13 protein-coding genes are annotated in these 14,571 nt (G+C 69.3%); 4 read left to right on the forward strand and 9 right to left on the reverse strand.

Annotated elements, in window-relative coordinates; translation table 11 throughout:
* Positions 1 to 36: 36 nt before the first annotated feature.
* The 7 genes from KF889_03330 to KF889_03360 form a co-directional block, all read right to left on the reverse strand.
* The gene (locus KF889_03330) at positions 37 to 738 is read right to left on the reverse strand and encodes an enoyl-CoA hydratase/isomerase family protein (GenBank protein ID MBX3498449.1); all 702 of its coding nucleotides are present in this window, start codon (positions 736 to 738) and stop codon (positions 37 to 39) included.
* A gap of 41 nt (positions 739 to 779) precedes the next feature.
* On the reverse strand, positions 780 to 1,394 hold the full coding sequence (locus KF889_03335; GenBank protein ID MBX3498450.1) for a cysteine dioxygenase: 615 nt from the start codon (positions 1,392 to 1,394) through the stop codon (positions 780 to 782).
* Between the two features lie 86 nt (positions 1,395 to 1,480).
* Complete coding sequence (locus tag KF889_03340; protein MBX3498451.1) at positions 1,481 to 2,674, reverse strand: CoA transferase; 1,194 nt, start codon at positions 2,672 to 2,674, stop codon at positions 1,481 to 1,483.
* Positions 2,675 to 2,748: 74 nt separating this feature from the next.
* Positions 2,749 to 3,039, reverse strand: a complete 291-nt coding sequence (locus KF889_03345) for a putative addiction module antidote protein (protein ID MBX3498452.1) — start codon at positions 3,037 to 3,039, stop codon at positions 2,749 to 2,751.
* Positions 3,040 to 3,071: 32 nt separating this feature from the next.
* Complete coding sequence (locus KF889_03350) at positions 3,072 to 3,335, reverse strand: type II toxin-antitoxin system RelE/ParE family toxin (protein ID MBX3498453.1); 264 nt, start codon at positions 3,333 to 3,335, stop codon at positions 3,072 to 3,074.
* Between the two features lie 45 nt (positions 3,336 to 3,380).
* The gene (locus tag KF889_03355; protein ID MBX3498454.1) at positions 3,381 to 3,773 is read right to left on the reverse strand and encodes a DUF488 family protein; all 393 of its coding nucleotides are present in this window, start codon (positions 3,771 to 3,773) and stop codon (positions 3,381 to 3,383) included.
* A gap of 155 nt (positions 3,774 to 3,928) precedes the next feature.
* Positions 3,929 to 5,836 (reverse strand): lytic transglycosylase domain-containing protein, encoded by a 1,908-nt coding sequence (locus KF889_03360; protein MBX3498455.1) that lies wholly within the window; start codon positions 5,834 to 5,836, stop codon positions 3,929 to 3,931.
* Positions 5,837 to 6,001: 165 nt separating this feature from the next.
* On the opposite strand from KF889_03360, the gene KF889_03365 reads away from it, so the two are divergent.
* Positions 6,002 to 8,206 (forward strand): sulfurtransferase, encoded by a 2,205-nt coding sequence (locus KF889_03365; GenBank protein MBX3498456.1) that lies wholly within the window; start codon positions 6,002 to 6,004, stop codon positions 8,204 to 8,206.
* 33 nt (positions 8,207 to 8,239) lie between these two features.
* Here the strand turns inward: KF889_03365 and KF889_03370 are convergent, their stop codons facing one another.
* Positions 8,240 to 9,313, reverse strand: a complete 1,074-nt coding sequence (locus KF889_03370) for an alpha/beta fold hydrolase (protein ID MBX3498457.1) — start codon at positions 9,311 to 9,313, stop codon at positions 8,240 to 8,242.
* Positions 9,314 to 9,399: 86 nt separating this feature from the next.
* Here KF889_03370 and KF889_03375 point away from each other — a divergent pair, with 86 nt between their 5' ends.
* Together KF889_03375 and KF889_03380 are read left to right on the forward strand one after the other, a co-directional pair.
* Positions 9,400 to 10,473 (forward strand): MBL fold metallo-hydrolase, encoded by a 1,074-nt coding sequence (locus tag KF889_03375; protein MBX3498458.1) that lies wholly within the window; start codon positions 9,400 to 9,402, stop codon positions 10,471 to 10,473.
* A 13-nt stretch (positions 10,474 to 10,486) separates the two neighbouring features.
* The gene (locus tag KF889_03380; GenBank protein ID MBX3498459.1) at positions 10,487 to 10,936 is read left to right on the forward strand and encodes a hypothetical protein; all 450 of its coding nucleotides are present in this window, start codon (positions 10,487 to 10,489) and stop codon (positions 10,934 to 10,936) included.
* Between the two features lie 3 nt (positions 10,937 to 10,939).
* Here the strand turns inward: KF889_03380 and KF889_03385 are convergent, their stop codons facing one another.
* Positions 10,940 to 12,127, reverse strand: a complete 1,188-nt coding sequence (locus KF889_03385) for an amidohydrolase family protein (GenBank protein MBX3498460.1) — start codon at positions 12,125 to 12,127, stop codon at positions 10,940 to 10,942.
* 255 nt (positions 12,128 to 12,382) lie between these two features.
* Between KF889_03385 and KF889_03390 the strand changes: the two genes are divergently transcribed.
* Positions 12,383 to 14,554, forward strand: a complete 2,172-nt coding sequence (locus KF889_03390) for a PAS domain S-box protein (protein MBX3498461.1) — start codon at positions 12,383 to 12,385, stop codon at positions 14,552 to 14,554.
* Positions 14,555 to 14,571: the final 17 nt, after the last annotated feature.

Genomic DNA, 14,571 nt, shown 5'->3' on the forward strand with positions numbered 1-14,571 from the left:
TATCGGCGGAGGGAACCAACCGTCGGTTGCGGCGCCTCAGCGCTTCGCCGACAACGTCCGCGCGCGATACGCGAGGATGCGGTCCTTCAGCCCGGGCCGTGCCGCCGAGCGCACCAGCCCGGCGAGGTCGGCGTCGGAATCGTCGCGCCGCGCCAGGCGGTGGATCGTGGCGTTGGTCTCGGCATCGAGCCGCGTCGCGGCCTGTCGCGCGGCGACGATCTCGGGCTCGACGCCCTCTGGCGGCACCGCGATGGTCGCAAGCCCGACGCGCAACGCCTCGTCGTGCGGCAGCACCCGGCCGCTGCGCACCATGTCGCGCGCCAGATCGGCGCCGATGCGTTCCATCAGGCGGCGCGTGCCCAGCGCCACGCCGAACACCGCGCCGGGAAAGGTGTAGCTCGACCCCTCGATCGCCACGCGCCGGTCGCAGGCGGTGAATAGGTCGGCGCCGGCGCCCATCACGCGGCCGCGGCCGACGCCCATGGTGACGCATGGCGCGCGCCACACCGCGTCGAGCAGGGTCTCGATGCGCACCAGCCGCAACAGCAGGTCGCCGTCGCTCAATGTGGCGAGGTCGGTCATGTCGAGCCCGGTGCAGAAATTCTTGCCGGCGCCGGCGATCACCAGCAGGCGCGTGCCGTCGCTGTGGGCGGCCTGCACCGCCGCCAGCGCCGCCTCGACCATGTCGAGCGCGAAGGCATTGCCGCGTTCCGGCCGGTTCAGCGTGACATGCGTCACGCCGTGCTCGCGCACGACGACGACGGGCGGCGCCTCGCTGCTCACACGCTCGCATCCTTCGAGCGAACCCAGATATTGGGCAGCGGCGTGGCGCTGTAGCCGGAGATGAAGTCCTCGGCGCAATTGTGTGCCAGGTCGAACTTGTGGCGGCGGATGGCGCCGATATTGCCGCCATAGACATGGATGCTGATCGAAGCGCGGTCGGGCAGCGTGTTGCTGACGCGATGGATGTCGCCCAGGGTCGGCGAGACGATGCCGATCTCGCCCGGGTGCAGGATCGAGCGGGCCACCGGCTCGAGGCAGCCGGTCGCCGGATCGCGTTCGTAGCGCTCCTCCGCCTCGGCGCCACGCAGCATGCCGATCAGGCCCCAGGTGAGGTGATCGTGCACCGGCGTGAAGGCGCCCGGACCCCAGACGAAGCTGACCACCGAGAAACGCTCCTGCGGATCGCAGTAGAGCAGATGCTGCTGATAGGCGCCGGCGCTCGATGTGGCGCAGGAATCCGGCAGCCAGTCGTCGTGCGCGACCAGCTCGCCCAGCAGCTTGCCGCCGACCTCGACGATGGCCTTCTCGTCGCGATCCTGCTGCGCGCCGCCGACAAGCGAGGTCATGTCCGCGAGGAAGCGGCGCAGGCGGGCGTGGTTGAGATTGGGCATGGGGGATGCCTCGTCGTGGTTCGACTGCCAGAGTGTCGTTCACGCCTGTGGGGCGTCAAGTCTTCCTGGGAGCCGGCGCTCCCAGTTCAGACCGCGCCCGCCGCCCTCAGGCTGGCGATCTCCGCCGTGTCGTAGCCGGCCTGGCGCAGCACCTCCTCGGTGTGCTGGCCCAGCGCCGGCGGCGCGCGCTCGACCGAGGGGCCGCCATGCTCGAGCTTCACGCCGCTGCCGGCGAGCGTCACTGGGCCGTATTGCGTCTCGACCTTCTGCACGATGGTGCGGTGGCCAAGCTGCGGGTGCGCCATGATCTCGTCGATGGCGTAGACCTTGCCACAGGGCGCGTCGGCCTTGCGCAGGCGCTGCGCCCAGTTCATCGCCGTGTCGGCGGCCAGGGCCTCGGTGACGATCGCCTTGACCTCGGCCGAGCGCGCGATGCGCTTGTCCCAGTCGGCGAAGCCCGGATCCTCGGCGACATCCGGCCGGCCGATCTCGCGCATCAGGTTGCCGAACTGTTTGTCGGTCATGACGGCGAGCACGATGTAGCCGTCCTTGGTTGGGAACATGTCGCCGGTCGGCTTGCGCGTGACCGACAGGTTCGCGGCCTGCGGCGGGCGCTTGCCGGTGAAGGTGTACTCGGCGACCGAGGTCGCGAGGAAGGCCAGCATGGAATCGAGCATGGCGATGTCGACCAGCTGGCCGCGGCCGGTATGCGTGCGCTGGAACAGCGCCGTGGCGACGCCGAAGGCCGCCGTGGCGCCGGCGGTGACGTCGCAGGCCGGGAAGCCGACGCGCGTCGGGCCGGTCTCCGGGAATCCGGTGATCGACATCAGCCCGGACATCGCCTGCACCATGCCGTCGAAGGCGGCGGCCGTGCTCTCCGGTCCGGTCTGGCCGAAACCCGACACCGCGCAATAGATCAGCCTGGGATTGATCGCCGAGAGCGCCTTGTAGCCGATGCCGAGGCTGTCCATCACGCCGGGACGGAAGTTCTCCCAGACGATGTCGGCGGTCTCGGCCAGCTTCTTCACGATCGCGACGCCCTCGGGCTTCTTGAGGTCGACGGTGATCGAGCGCTTGTTGGCGTTGACCGCCATCCAGCCGGGCGCCATGCCGCGCTCCGACCACTCCTTGGCGATGCCGCCATAGCGCATGTCGTCACCGTCCCTGGACTCGATCTTGATCACGTCGGCGCCCATCAGCCCGAACTGATAGGTCCCGAACGGGCCGGCGAGCACGCGGGTGAAATCGAGGATGCGGATTCCGGCGAACGGCTTGGTCATTGAGGGGCGATCTCCTTCGGCCGGCATCTCGCGTCAGATGCCGCGCCCGATCAAGCTCGGCGACAACGAGGCAGCTATTCCGCCGGCGCCACCGTCAGCTTGAGACCGAGCGCCTCGACAACGCGCAACACCGTCGCGAACTCCGGATTGCCGTCGGAACTCAGCGCGCGGTACAGGCTCTCGCGCGAAAGCCCGGCCTTCCTCGCGACGCGCGCCATGCCGCGGGCGCGCGCGGCTACTCCCAGCGCATGGGCGATGAAGGCGGGATCGTTGGTCGCCAACGCCTCTTCCATGAAGACAGTCACGCCCTGCTCGCTGTCGAGCAGCGTGGCGGGGTCGAACGCGTAAGTCTTGACCTTGGCCATCACGCCTCCAACTCGGCTGCCAGTTTCTGCGCCTAGACGATGTCGGCCTTCTGCGAGCCCTTGTCGCCGCCGCACAGGAGGATAACGACGGTCGCTCCCTTCAGTACAAAGTAGAGGCGGTAGCCGGGACCGTGGTGGATCCGCATCTCACTCACACCGCCACCGACCGACTCGACATCGCCGGGATTGCCTGATTCGAAGCGGGCGATCCGAGCGGCGATCATCGCCTTCGCGCGGCGATCGCGCAGCTTCTCGACCCAACGCCGAAATATCGCCGTCTGGCGGATTTCGAACATCGAAGCGTGTAGCCTATGAGCTACGTTGTTGCAAGGGGCAGAGGGTCACGACCCCGCCGCCTCGCGGATCAGGCGTTCGAGCGTGAAACGGTGGCAGGTCGGCACGTCGCAGTAGCAGCCGATCTCTACCGGCTGGCGCCCGGCGATCGCGGCGATCAGCGCAATAGTCTGGCGCGCGGCGGCGTCGGCCGCGATCTGCTTCTTGTAGCCGGCGAGCATCGCCTTCCAGGCCGCTTCCTTGTGCCTGCCCTCGGGCGCCGCCTGCACCGCCTTCAGAAGCTCCGGCGCCGGCGACAGCGCCGGCATCCAGACGTCGAAGTACTTCTTGCGCTCCTCCCGTGTCACGCCACGCGGCAGGTAGCGCACGGCGCCGATGCGCAGCGCCTCGCCCTGCGGGCGCTCGGGGTCGATGCGGTATTCGCTGAGCTTCAGCGCCATGGCTATCGTCCTCGATGCCTTACCTTCCCCGGAGGGGGAAGGTGGCAGCGCGCAGCGCTGACGGAAGGGGGATGTCGAAGACGACCACCGGAGTCCGGCTTTGACATCCCCCTTCCGCCCTTCGGGCACCTTCCCCCTCCGGGGGAAGGGAATCGTCACTTGCCCTCGTATCTCGGCCACTGGTGTTGCGCCAGCTCGTCGAGCGTCGGCGTCGGCTTGCCCATGCGCAACTGGTAGAGCCAGTAGTTCGACATCACCGCCTCGACGAAGCCGCGCGTCTCGTTGAGAGGGATGCTCGCGGCGAAGAGCAGCGGGTCGTGCGCCGCGTCGCCCGCCATCCACTTGTTCACGTTGCCCGGGCCGGCATTGTAGGCGGCCACGACCTTGATCAGGTCGTTGCTGTAGCCGTCGCCGCCCAGCAGCGAGCGGATGTATTGCTGGCCCATCGAGACGTTGAAGCTGGGATCGTACGGGTTGGTGCCGGCGCGGTCGGGCAGGAACTGGCGCACGACCGCCGTCGCGGTGCCGGGCATCAGCTGCATCAGGCCCATGGCGCCGACATAGGAGCGGGCGCGCGGATTGAACGCCGATTCCTGGCGCATGAAGCCGTAGACCAGCGCCGGCTCGACGACGAAGCCTTCCTTCGGCGTGTAGGGCGGGATCGGGTAGAGGGCGTTGTCGAGCCCGGCGATGCGCTCGGGCCGCTCGCGCGAGGCGTTGGCCACGCGCAGCGCCAGCGCCGGCAGGCGCGCCTTCTCGGCGATCGCCAGCACCGCCTCGATGATCTGCGGATCGGCGTCGACGGCGGCGGCGAAGAACTCGGTCTCGGCGTTGGTGACGGCGCGCAGTTGCAGGAGCGCGATGCCGCGCCTGCCGGCGGCGCTGTCGAGCAGGAGGCGGCGGCGCTCGCGGTCGAGCTCTACCGGCCTCCACAGCGGCTTCAGATCGACGCCCAGCGTCTTCAGCGCCAACAGACCGTAGAAGGTGCGGTCGTAGATCGCCGCCCGTTTCATCCACAGCGAGAAGCGCTCGGGGTTGCCGGCCAGCAGATTGGCGCGCGCCGCCCAGAAGGCGCCGGCGGAGATCACGGCGGAATAGGCGCGATGCGAGGGCGCGTCGGCGACCTGCTCGAACAGCCGCGCCGCCTCGCCGTAGGAGCCCTTGCGGAAGGCGGCGATTCCGGCCGCCCATGTCGCCGAGGGCCGTTCGTCCGTGATCTCGCCCACCGGCTGGTCGACATTGCCGGCCTGCAGCTGGCGATTGGCGATCTCGCCTTGCCAGCGCGCCACCTCCTCGGCCGACAGCACGCCGTGCGAGGCGCCCAGCAGGCGGCGCGCGGCGTCGAAGCCGCGATCCTCGATCATGCGTGCCAGCCGCGCGCGGATGGTCTCGGCCTGCACCCGGCCGCCGCCCAGGGTGTGAGTGTCGGGTGCGATGGTGCGGCCGTTGCGCGGTGTCGAGACAAAGCTCGACGGCGTCAGCCCCGCGGCACCGCGCGAGGCGGCCAGGCGATAGACACCGGGGGCATCGGGATGGTCGTTGTACTCGCGCAGCCAGCTTGCCAGTTCGTCCTGCGTCGGCCGGTAGCCGGCCGAGAGGTAGCGCTGCGCCAGCATGTAGCCGAGCAGAGTCCTGTCGCGAAGATCCTTGATCTCGGTGTCCGCCGCGGCCCAGTTGCCGCCGGCCTGGGCCGCGATGATGCGCTGATAGCGCTCGACGTCGGACGACGAGAGGATGGTCGGCAGATCGGAGGGCAGCGACGCCGCCGGATCGATGTCGATCACCGGCGGCGGCGGCACGTAGGCCTGGCGCGGCCGCGCGGCGGGACGCCACGCCGGCCGGCCGGCGGGTCGTGCTGCCGGTCGCGTTGCCGGCCGTGCAGCGGGACGGGCGACAGGCCGAGCCGGCCGGGCCACGGGCTTGGCGGCGGGTGCCGCCGCGGCTGCCCGTTTCGCCGGCGGCGGCGGCTTGGTCGCCGCTGGCTTGGCCGCCGCCTGGGCAAGCGCGTCCGCAAAAGGCACGCAAATCGCCAGCGCGCCGAGCAGCGCGACGATGCACTTCATCGATGGAACTCCCGACAAGGCCTCTCCCCCCGGAGGAGTTGCCAACTGGTTAACGGAACCGGGCGAAACCGGCAAGCGCGCTCGGCATCGCGGTCGCGCACCGGGACGGGACAGGCCGGGTCGCCGACACTATGATGCGCGCCGATAGCGTGTTCGGAGGATGCCATGTCGGTGTGGAACGAGCGGGCGCAGGCGGTGCGCGAGACGGTCGAGACGGTGCGCGCCATCGAGGCCGAGGGCGTGACGCGCGAAGGACTGGCCAGGATCGGTGAGACGTTGGTCGGGCTGGCGACGCGCACGGAGCTGTTCCCGATTGAGCAGTTCCCGGTGCGCAGGGACGGCGGCATCTATCGCCTGGCCGAGGATCCCGACCATCGCTTCGCGCTCTACGCCTCGGCCGGGCTCGAAGGCAAGCTGGTTCAGCCGCACAACCACACGACCTGGGCGGTGATCGCCGGGGTGCACGGCCAGGAGCACAACGTGCGCTACGAGCGCGTCGCGGTCGAAGGCGCCAACGATCCCAACCAGATCGATCTGGCCAAGGGCTCGGAGCTGACCGTCGAGAAGGGCAACTCGATCCAGTTCCTGCCCGACGACTTCCACACCATCCAGGTGCCGGTGGGTGGCGGGCCCGCGCTGCACCTGCATCTCTATGGGCTGAGCCTCGAGCACCTGCCGCGCCGCGTCATGGTCGAGCTCGAGACCAAGGCCGCGGCCGAGTTCTCCGCACCGCCCAAGATTCTGACGCCGCTGATTGGCGTCGCCGAGGTCAAGGCGCTGATGGGCACCGAGGAGGAGGTCTGCTTCGTCGACGTGCGCGAGGAAGGCCAGTTCTCGACCGACGGCCATCCGCTGTTCGCGATCTGCGTGCCCTTGTCGAAGCTCGAGCTGCGCATCCTGCCGCTGGTGCCGAATTTCGCGGCACGCATCGTCGTCATGGATACCGGTGAGGAAGGCCAGCTCGGGCGCGCCGGCCGCGCCGCGTCGAAGCTCTCGCTGCTGGGCTACAGCAACGTCGCGGTGATGGATGGCGGGCTGAAGGCGTGGCGCGAGGCGGGCTACGAGGTGTTCGGCGGTGTCAACGTGCCGAGCAAGGCTTTCGGCGAGATCGTCGAGCACGACCGCGACACGCCGCGCGTCGATGCCGCCGAGATCAAGAGGATGCAGGACGAGGGGACCGACATGGTGATCCTCGATTCGCGGCCCTACGAGGAGTTCCACAACATGTCGATCCCCGGCGGGGTCGACTGCCCCGGCGCCGAGCTGGTCTATCGCGTCAAGGACATGGCGCCGAACCCCGAGACGCTGGTGGTGGTGAACTGCGCCGGCCGCACGCGCTCGATCATCGGCGCGCAGTCGCTGATCAACGCCGGCGTGCCCAACAAGGTGATCGCGCTGAAGAACGGCACCATGGGCTGGCATCTCGCCGGGCTGGAGGTGGCGCGCGGCAAGACCGACAGCTTCAGGCCGCAGAGTCCCGAGGCGGCCAGATGGGCGCGCGAGGCGGCGGCCAGGGTGGCCGAGAAGGCCGGCGTGAGGAAGATCAGCCTGAACACCCTGCGCGACATGGCCGACGAGGCGGCCGCCGGCACAGGCTGCCTCTACGCCTTCGACGTGCGCGATCCGTCCGAATACAAGGCTGGCCATCTGATCGGGCTGCGGCACGCCGCCGGCGGCCAGCTGGTGCAGGCGACCGACCAGTATGTCGGCGTGCGCAACGCCACCATCGTGCTGCACGACAATGACGGCGTGCGCGCGACGATGACGGCGCACTGGCTGCTGCAGATGGGCTGGAAGAAGGTTTTCGTGCTCGACCACCGGCCGGGCAAGAACCAGGTCGAGACCGGTCCGGAGAAACGCGGCGTGCCCGGCCTCGGTGCGGTGAAGACGCCGGCGATGTCGCCAAAGGAGCTCAACCCGCTGGTCGAGCGCGGCGAGGTGCTGGTGATCGACCTCGACACCAGCCTGCGATATCGCGATGCCCACATTCCCGGCGCCTGGTTCGCCACGCGCGCCAACCTCGCCGAGACCCTGCCGAAGATGGTGGCCGAGACGCCCAAGGCCAAGCGCATCGTGCTGGTCTCGCCCGACGGCGTGCTGGCGCGACTCGCCTCGGTCGACGTCGCGGCGATGGCGCCGTGGAAGGTCGCGACGCTTGCCGGCGGCACCAGGGCGTGGCGCGACGCCGGCCTGCCGCTGGAGGACGGCCACACCAGGATGGCCGACCCGCCGACCGACGTCTGGTACCGCCCCTACGACCGCAAGGAAGGTGTCGAGGCGGCGATGAACCAGTACCTCGAATGGGAGGTCGACCTCGTCGGCCAGGTGAAGCGCGATGGCGATTCGCGGTTCAACGTGATTGCGGTGTGAGTCTTCACCTTCCCCACCGGGGGAAGGGAAGATTCAACGCTCCAGCCGCTCGATGAACGCGTTGAGCGCCGGCGCCCATTGCAGGGCGTCGGCGTGGCTTGCCATGTGGCCCTTGTCGGTGACCAGCTCGACATAGGTGAGGTCGACGCCGGCTTCGCGCAGCTCCTTGGCGTAGGACACGCACATGGCCCCGGGGAACAGCTTGTCGTTGGGCGCGATGACGTACAGCACCTTGGCCTTCAGCTTGGCGTAGTCGCCGGTGATATCGAAGCTGCCGATGGCGCGGCGCAGCGCCACCATCGAGTGACCGTCATAGGTCCGCGCCCAGGCGCGCGCCTCGGCGCGGATCTGCTCCTCGCGCCGGGCCGGGTCGGCGATCGTCGCGGCGAGGATCTCGCGCCGGCCGTAACCCACCAGCGTCTCGTGGCGGATGTCCTCGAGGATCGAGGCGATGCCGCCGTTCTCGTAGTACCAGCCGTTGTTCCAGTTGGGATGCGTCGCCAGGCGCTGGCGCAGCTGCTCGACGGCGTCGGCCGTGCCCGCGCGCATTCGCGGCGCCGTGACCGTCGCGACGATGCCCTTCATGAAGTCGGGATAGCTCACCGCCCACTGGAAGGACTGGAAGCCGCCCATCGAGGGGCCGCATACCGCCACCAGGTGCCGCACGCCCAGCGAATCGAGCAGCAGCTTCTGCGAGCGCACGATGTCGCGGATCGTCACCTCGGGGAAGGTCGGCCCGTAGGGCTTGCCGGTATGCGGGTCGAGGCTGGCCGGGCCGGTCGAGCCGTGGCACGAACCCAGCGCATTGACGCCGACGACGAAGAATCGATCGGTGTCGATCGCCTTGCCCGGCCCGATCAGCGCGTCCCACCAGCCCGCCGTGCCCGGCGCCACGCCGCGCGCCTCCTTGCCCTGGGCGTGCACGCCCGCGACATGGCCGCTGGATGTGTAGCCGTGCACCACGAGGATGGCGTTGTCGCCGGCGGCGTTCAGCCGGCCGTGCGTTTCATAGGCGACCTCGCAGAGCGGCAGCGTGCCGCCCTTCTCGAGGGGGAAATCCCTGGTGGCGAAGGTCAGGCCTTCGACGGCGTCGAGCTTGCTGGTCATGGCGCGCATCGCACACCGTCCGGCGTCCACACGCAAGCCTCGCGTGAGACTGGACAGGCCGCGCGCGCGGTGCTGACGTGGCATCCATGCTCGTCTTCCGCCAGCTCTTCGACCCGGTCTCGTCGACCTACACGTACCTGCTGGGCTGCGACGACACGCGCGAGGCGCTGATCATCGACCCGGTCTTCGAGCAGGCGCGCCGCGACGCCGCGCTGATCGGCGAGCTCGACCTCAAGCTGACGGCGATCCTCGAGACCCATGTCCATGCCGACCACGTCACCGGCGCCTGGCTGCTGCGCCGCCGGCTGGGCGGCGCCATCGCCCTGTCGAAGGCCAGCGGCGCCCAGGGCGCGGACCGCGCCCTCGAGCACGGCGATCGCGTCGCCTTCGGCCGCCGGCACCTCGAGGTGCGCGCAACGCCCGGCCACACCAACGGCTGCCTGACCTACGTGCTCGACGATCGTTCGATGGCGTTCACCGGCGACTGCCTGCTGATCCGCGGCAGCGGCCGCACCGATTTCCAGCAGGGCGACGCGCGCGCGATGTACCGCTCGGTGCATGATCGGATTCTCACGCTGCCGGCCAGCTGCCTGCTCTACCCGGCGCACGACTACAAGGGCCACACCGTCACCAGCGTGCGCGAGGAGAGCCGCTACAATCCGCGCCTGGGCGGCGACGTGGCGATCGGCGACTTCGCCGGCCACATGGCCAACCTCAACCTGCCGCACCCCAAGCAGCTCGACGTCGCCGTGCCGGCCAACCTCAAATGCGGCCGCCCCGACAACGAGGCCCAGGCGCTTGCCGATCCCGACTGGGCGCCGCTGCGCTACACCTTCGGCGGCATCTGGGAGATCCAGAGCCACGTGCTGGAGGAGCATCTCGACAAGGTGCAGGTGCTCGACGTGCGCGAGCCCGAGGAGTTCGACGGGCCGCTGGGCCATATCCCCGGCGCCATCCTGATCCCGCTGGGACAGCTCAAGGCGCGCACGGGCGAGCTCGGCCGCGACAAGCCGGTGGTCGCCGTGTGCCGCGCCGGCAGCCGCTCGGCGCAGGCCATCACCATCCTGCGCGCCGCCGGCTTCAACGATACCGCCAACCTCGCCGGCGGCATGCTGCGCTGGCGCACCGAAGGCCACGGCACTGACGGCGAGGGAATTTGAAGGGAGGGACACCATGTTGATGCGACGAATGGCGCTGGCGTTCCTCACCACGGCGCTGCTGGCCTTCTCTTCCGCGGCATGGGCGCAGTCGCGGCCCAGCGACCAGCAGTTGCAGCGCCTGATCACCGAGGCGCTCAACGATCCGCAGACGGTGACCTTCGCGCGTCCGGAGCCGCTGGGCTTCACCGAAAAGGTCGTGACGCACCAGGTCAGCTACAAGCAGGGCGGCACGGACTATTCGCTGGCGGTCACCAATCCACGCCTGCGCGACGGGCTGATCTTCTTCTCGCATGATCCGGTACGGCAGCTCTTCATCATGCACCGCACCGACACGCACCTGCGCCGCGTTTCCAGCGCACGCAATGACCTCAGTCAGGGCGACGCCGGCCTGACGCGCTGGGACGGCCCGTCCGCCGACAACGATTTCGCCGCCCAGCTCGCTTTCTGGGCCACGGTCAATTGAGGATCAGGCGGCGATCTTCGGGTAACGCAGGTCCTCGGCGAGGCCTTCGCCCATCAGCCCGATGAAATTGTCGCGGTAGAACATGTCGCGCTGGCGGGGCGTGATGCCGGCCGCGTCCATCGACGCCTCGAAGCGCTTGATCGGGTTGCGCCCGCCTTCGACATGCGGGTAGTCGGACGAGAACAGGCAGACGCAGTCGCCACTGTTGGCGACGATCCAGCCGGTGTCCTCGTGCGGGTAGGGCGTGACGCGCACCTGGCGCTGCACGAACTCCGACGGCTTCAGCGACATCTTCTGCAGCCGCTCCTCGTTCTTGAAGAAGGCGTTGTGCGCGCTGTCCATGTTGCGCATCCAGCCCGGCACCCACGACGCGCCCTGCTCGATGACGCCGAACATCAGCCTCGGGAAGCGGTCGAGCACGCGGTCGATGATCAGCGCGGTCAGCGCCTGCATCGGCGGGATGCCGATCGCCATGTAGTCGATCGACTTGAAATTGTCGTCGCCGCCATGGAAGTCGGGCACCGGCGGCAGGCCGTTGTTGAAGTAGGCCGGCTCGATCAGCTTCCCGCCGCCGCCGACGTGGAAGACGATCGGGATGCCGGCTTCCTCTGCCTGCGCCCACAGCGGATCGAAGGCGATGTGGCTGGGCGAGTGGTGCGTCGGGCAGCGCGAGGGGATCATCAGCGCCTTGGCGCCGAGCTTCAGCGCCTCGCCGGCGGCCTTCGCCGTGCGCGCGAAATCGGCCAGCGGGATATAGGCGGTGGGCAGCAGGCGGCGATCGACGGCACAGAAATCGATCATGTGGCGCGTATGGGCGCTGGCCACCGCGTACATCAGATCGATGTCGTCACCACCCTCCAGCACGTTGGAGTAGTTCAGCAGCGCCGTGGTGAACATCAGCTGGCTGGCGAAACCCAGCAGGTCGACCGAGCGCGGCCGGTCCTGCTTGCGGTACGAGCCCAGTGCGTCCCAGTTCTTGCGCAGCATGATCTGGGTCTCGTCGAACGCCTCGGCGCCCACCTCGGCGGCGCGCTTCTCGCGCGTGGCATGAAATCCCTCGCGGCGCGGGAACAGCACCTGGTCGCTGACGATGGCGCGCAAGCGGGCGTCGAGGTAGTCGTCGAGGAAGCCCGGCGTCTCCATGATGTGCGCATCGGCGTCATGGATCACACGTCCCATGGCGTAGGGCATCGGCCGTTCCTCCGCTTTCGTTGCCGCAAGCCTGCCGCGCGCACCGCTGAAGTCAACGCCGCTGGCTCGCGATGCGGCACGCTCAGGTGGCTGGTCGGGCAATGGCGGCAGCGTGCATGCCCCCGAACGCCGCGAGATGCTGGCCGACAGGTTCCGCCGCGCGGCCTGACGGAAGCATCCATTCCGGATCATTTCACACTCACTGATCATTCCCCTCTTGTGTGAAATGCTGTGACGACCGACGAGAACCAGCCCGTGGCGGATGCCTCCATCGTTGTTGCACAGCCGCACGCCGCACCGAGGACGGGGTGGCGCCTGACGCTGCAGCTCAGGCTGACGCTGCTTGTGCTGGTCGGCGTCCTGCCGCTGCTGGGCTTCAGCCTGGTCGACGAGTATCTCGACTATCGCGCCGCCGTCGAGCGCACCGGCCGAGAGGCGCTGGCGAAGGCGCAAAGCCTCAGCCAGGCCATCGACGCGGAGCTGCAGGCGCGCATCAACGTGCTGCAGGCTCTGGCGACCACGAGCGGCCTGCACAACGGCGACATCGAAGGCTTCCGCGCACGCGTCGCCGCCGTAATGGACCGGCAGTACCCCGGCGCCAACGTCGTGCTGCTGCAGGAGGACGGCCGGCAGCTAATGAACCTCGCGGTGGCGCCCGGCAGGAGCCTGCCGATGCGGCCCTATGTCGAGACCATCCGCAAGGTCTACGCCAGCGGCAAGCCGGCGGTGTCCGAGCTCTATTTCGGCGCCGCGCTGCAGCGCCTGGTCACGTCGATCGACGTGCCCATGCTCGACGATGCCGGCGCGGTGCAGGCGGTGCTGTCGATGGTCCCGGCGCCTCGCACGTTCGACGATCTGATCCATCGCCATGGCCCGCAGGCCGGAGCGATCGTGGCGCTCTACGACGCCCGGCACGCGATGATCGCGCGCTCGCACGACGCGCAGAAGCATGTCGGCCACAAGATCGGCCCGCGCCTGCTCGCCCGCCTGCAGGGTGATCGGCAGGGCATTTTGCCCGACGGCGTCTCGCGCGAGGGCATCCCGGTGCTGACCGTGTTCAGCCGCAGCCCGGCCTTCGGCTGGACGGTCGTGATCGGTGTGCCCACCACCGAGCTCACGGCACCGGCCCTGGCCGCCGCGGCACGCGCGCTCGCCTTCGCGAGCATGCTGCTTCTGGCCGGGCTCTTGCTCGCCAGCCTGGTGGCGCGCGGCATATCCGGTCCGATCGCCGCGCTGCACGGCATGGCGGCCGCCAGCGCCGGCAACGACACCCTGGCCGACACCCGCACCGGGCTGCGCGAGACCGACCAGGTGGCCGAGGCGTTGCGCGCCGCCCACGAGCGCAGGCTGCGCAGCGAGCGTCGCTTCCGCACGCTGTTCGAGGCCAATCCGCTGGCGATGTGCGTCTACGACCTGGACGATCTTCGCCTGCTCGAGGTCAACCAGGCGCTGGTGACGCAATACGGCTGGTCGCGCGCCGAGCTTCTGACCATGGCCGTTCCCGACATCTACCCGCCCGAGCAGCGCTCGGTGCCGGTTCAGCGCGCCCGTGATCGCCAGCGCGGCCCGTTCAGCGTGCCGCAGCAGCGCAAGGATGGCTCGCGCTTCGACATCGAGGCCATGGTGCGTATCGTCGAGCTCGACGGCCGACGGGTCGGGCTGGCGGTCTCGCACGACATCAGCCAGCGCAAGGCAATGGAGGAGCAGCTTCGCCAGGCGCAGAAGATGGAGACCTTCGGCCAGCTCGCTGGCGGCGTGGCACACGACTTCAACAACTCGCTCGCCGTGGTGATGGGCTGCCTCGAGGAAATCCTCGACGCCGAGACGCCGCAGCGCGAGGTGCAGGCCGCGGCCGATACCGCCATGCAGGCCACGCAGCAGGCCGCGTCGCTGACGGCGCGGCTGCTGGCGTTTTCGCGCCGCCAGGAACTGACGCCCGCCGAGCTCGATGTCGGCGTCGTGATCGGCGAGCTTCACAAGATCCTGCGCTCGGCGGTACCGCCGGCGATCGGACTGGCGGTCCGGGTGGCGCCTGGCGATGCGCACGCCGTGCTTGACCGCACCCAGCTGGAGACGGCGGTGATGAACCTGGCGGTCAACGCCAGGGACGCCATCGATGGCACGGGCATGATCGATGTCGCGGTCGGCCGCAGGACAATCGCCGCCCGCGAGGCGACCGCTTCGCGCGACCTGCGAGAGGGCGATTGGGTCGCGGTCTCGGTCAGGGACGATGGTCCGGGCATGACGGCGGAGATCCGCAGCCGCATCTTCGAGCCGTTCTTCACGACCAAGGAAGTCGGCAAGGGCACCGGCCTGGGCCTGAGCCAGGTGCACGGTTTCGTGGCGCAGTCCGGCGGCTTTATCGCCGTGGAGTCGGCACCGGGCGCCGGCACGTGCATCACGCTGCATTTCCCGGCGAAGGCTTGACTTTGGCAACGCCGGCG

The organism is Alphaproteobacteria bacterium (genome assembly GCA_019635875.1).
Taxonomy (GTDB): domain Bacteria; phylum Pseudomonadota; class Alphaproteobacteria; order Reyranellales; family Reyranellaceae; genus JAFAZJ01.

What these genes read in the sequence shown, in the direction of transcription:
- KF889_03340 (MBX3498451.1), bottom strand. Translation starts at nt 2,674, where the DNA reads ATGACCAAGCCGTTCGCCGGAATCCGCATCCTCGATTTCACCCGCGTG.
- KF889_03360 (MBX3498455.1), bottom strand. Translation starts at nt 5,836, where the DNA reads ATGAAGTGCATCGTCGCGCTGCTCGGCGCGCTGGCGATTTGCGTGCCT.
- KF889_03370 (MBX3498457.1), bottom strand. Translation starts at nt 9,313, where the DNA reads ATGACCAGCAAGCTCGACGCCGTCGAAGGCCTGACCTTCGCCACCAGG.
- KF889_03350 (MBX3498453.1), bottom strand. Translation starts at nt 3,335, where the DNA reads ATGTTCGAAATCCGCCAGACGGCGATATTTCGGCGTTGGGTCGAGAAG.
- KF889_03335 (MBX3498450.1), bottom strand. Translation starts at nt 1,394, where the DNA reads ATGCCCAATCTCAACCACGCCCGCCTGCGCCGCTTCCTCGCGGACATG.
- KF889_03345 (MBX3498452.1), bottom strand. Translation starts at nt 3,039, where the DNA reads ATGGCCAAGGTCAAGACTTACGCGTTCGACCCCGCCACGCTGCTCGAC.
- KF889_03375 (MBX3498458.1), top strand. Translation starts at nt 9,400, where the DNA reads ATGCTCGTCTTCCGCCAGCTCTTCGACCCGGTCTCGTCGACCTACACG.
- KF889_03380 (MBX3498459.1), top strand. Translation starts at nt 10,487, where the DNA reads ATGTTGATGCGACGAATGGCGCTGGCGTTCCTCACCACGGCGCTGCTG.
- KF889_03365 (MBX3498456.1), top strand. Translation starts at nt 6,002, where the DNA reads ATGTCGGTGTGGAACGAGCGGGCGCAGGCGGTGCGCGAGACGGTCGAG.
- KF889_03385 (MBX3498460.1), bottom strand. Translation starts at nt 12,127, where the DNA reads ATGCCCTACGCCATGGGACGTGTGATCCATGACGCCGATGCGCACATC.
- KF889_03355 (MBX3498454.1), bottom strand. Translation starts at nt 3,773, where the DNA reads ATGGCGCTGAAGCTCAGCGAATACCGCATCGACCCCGAGCGCCCGCAG.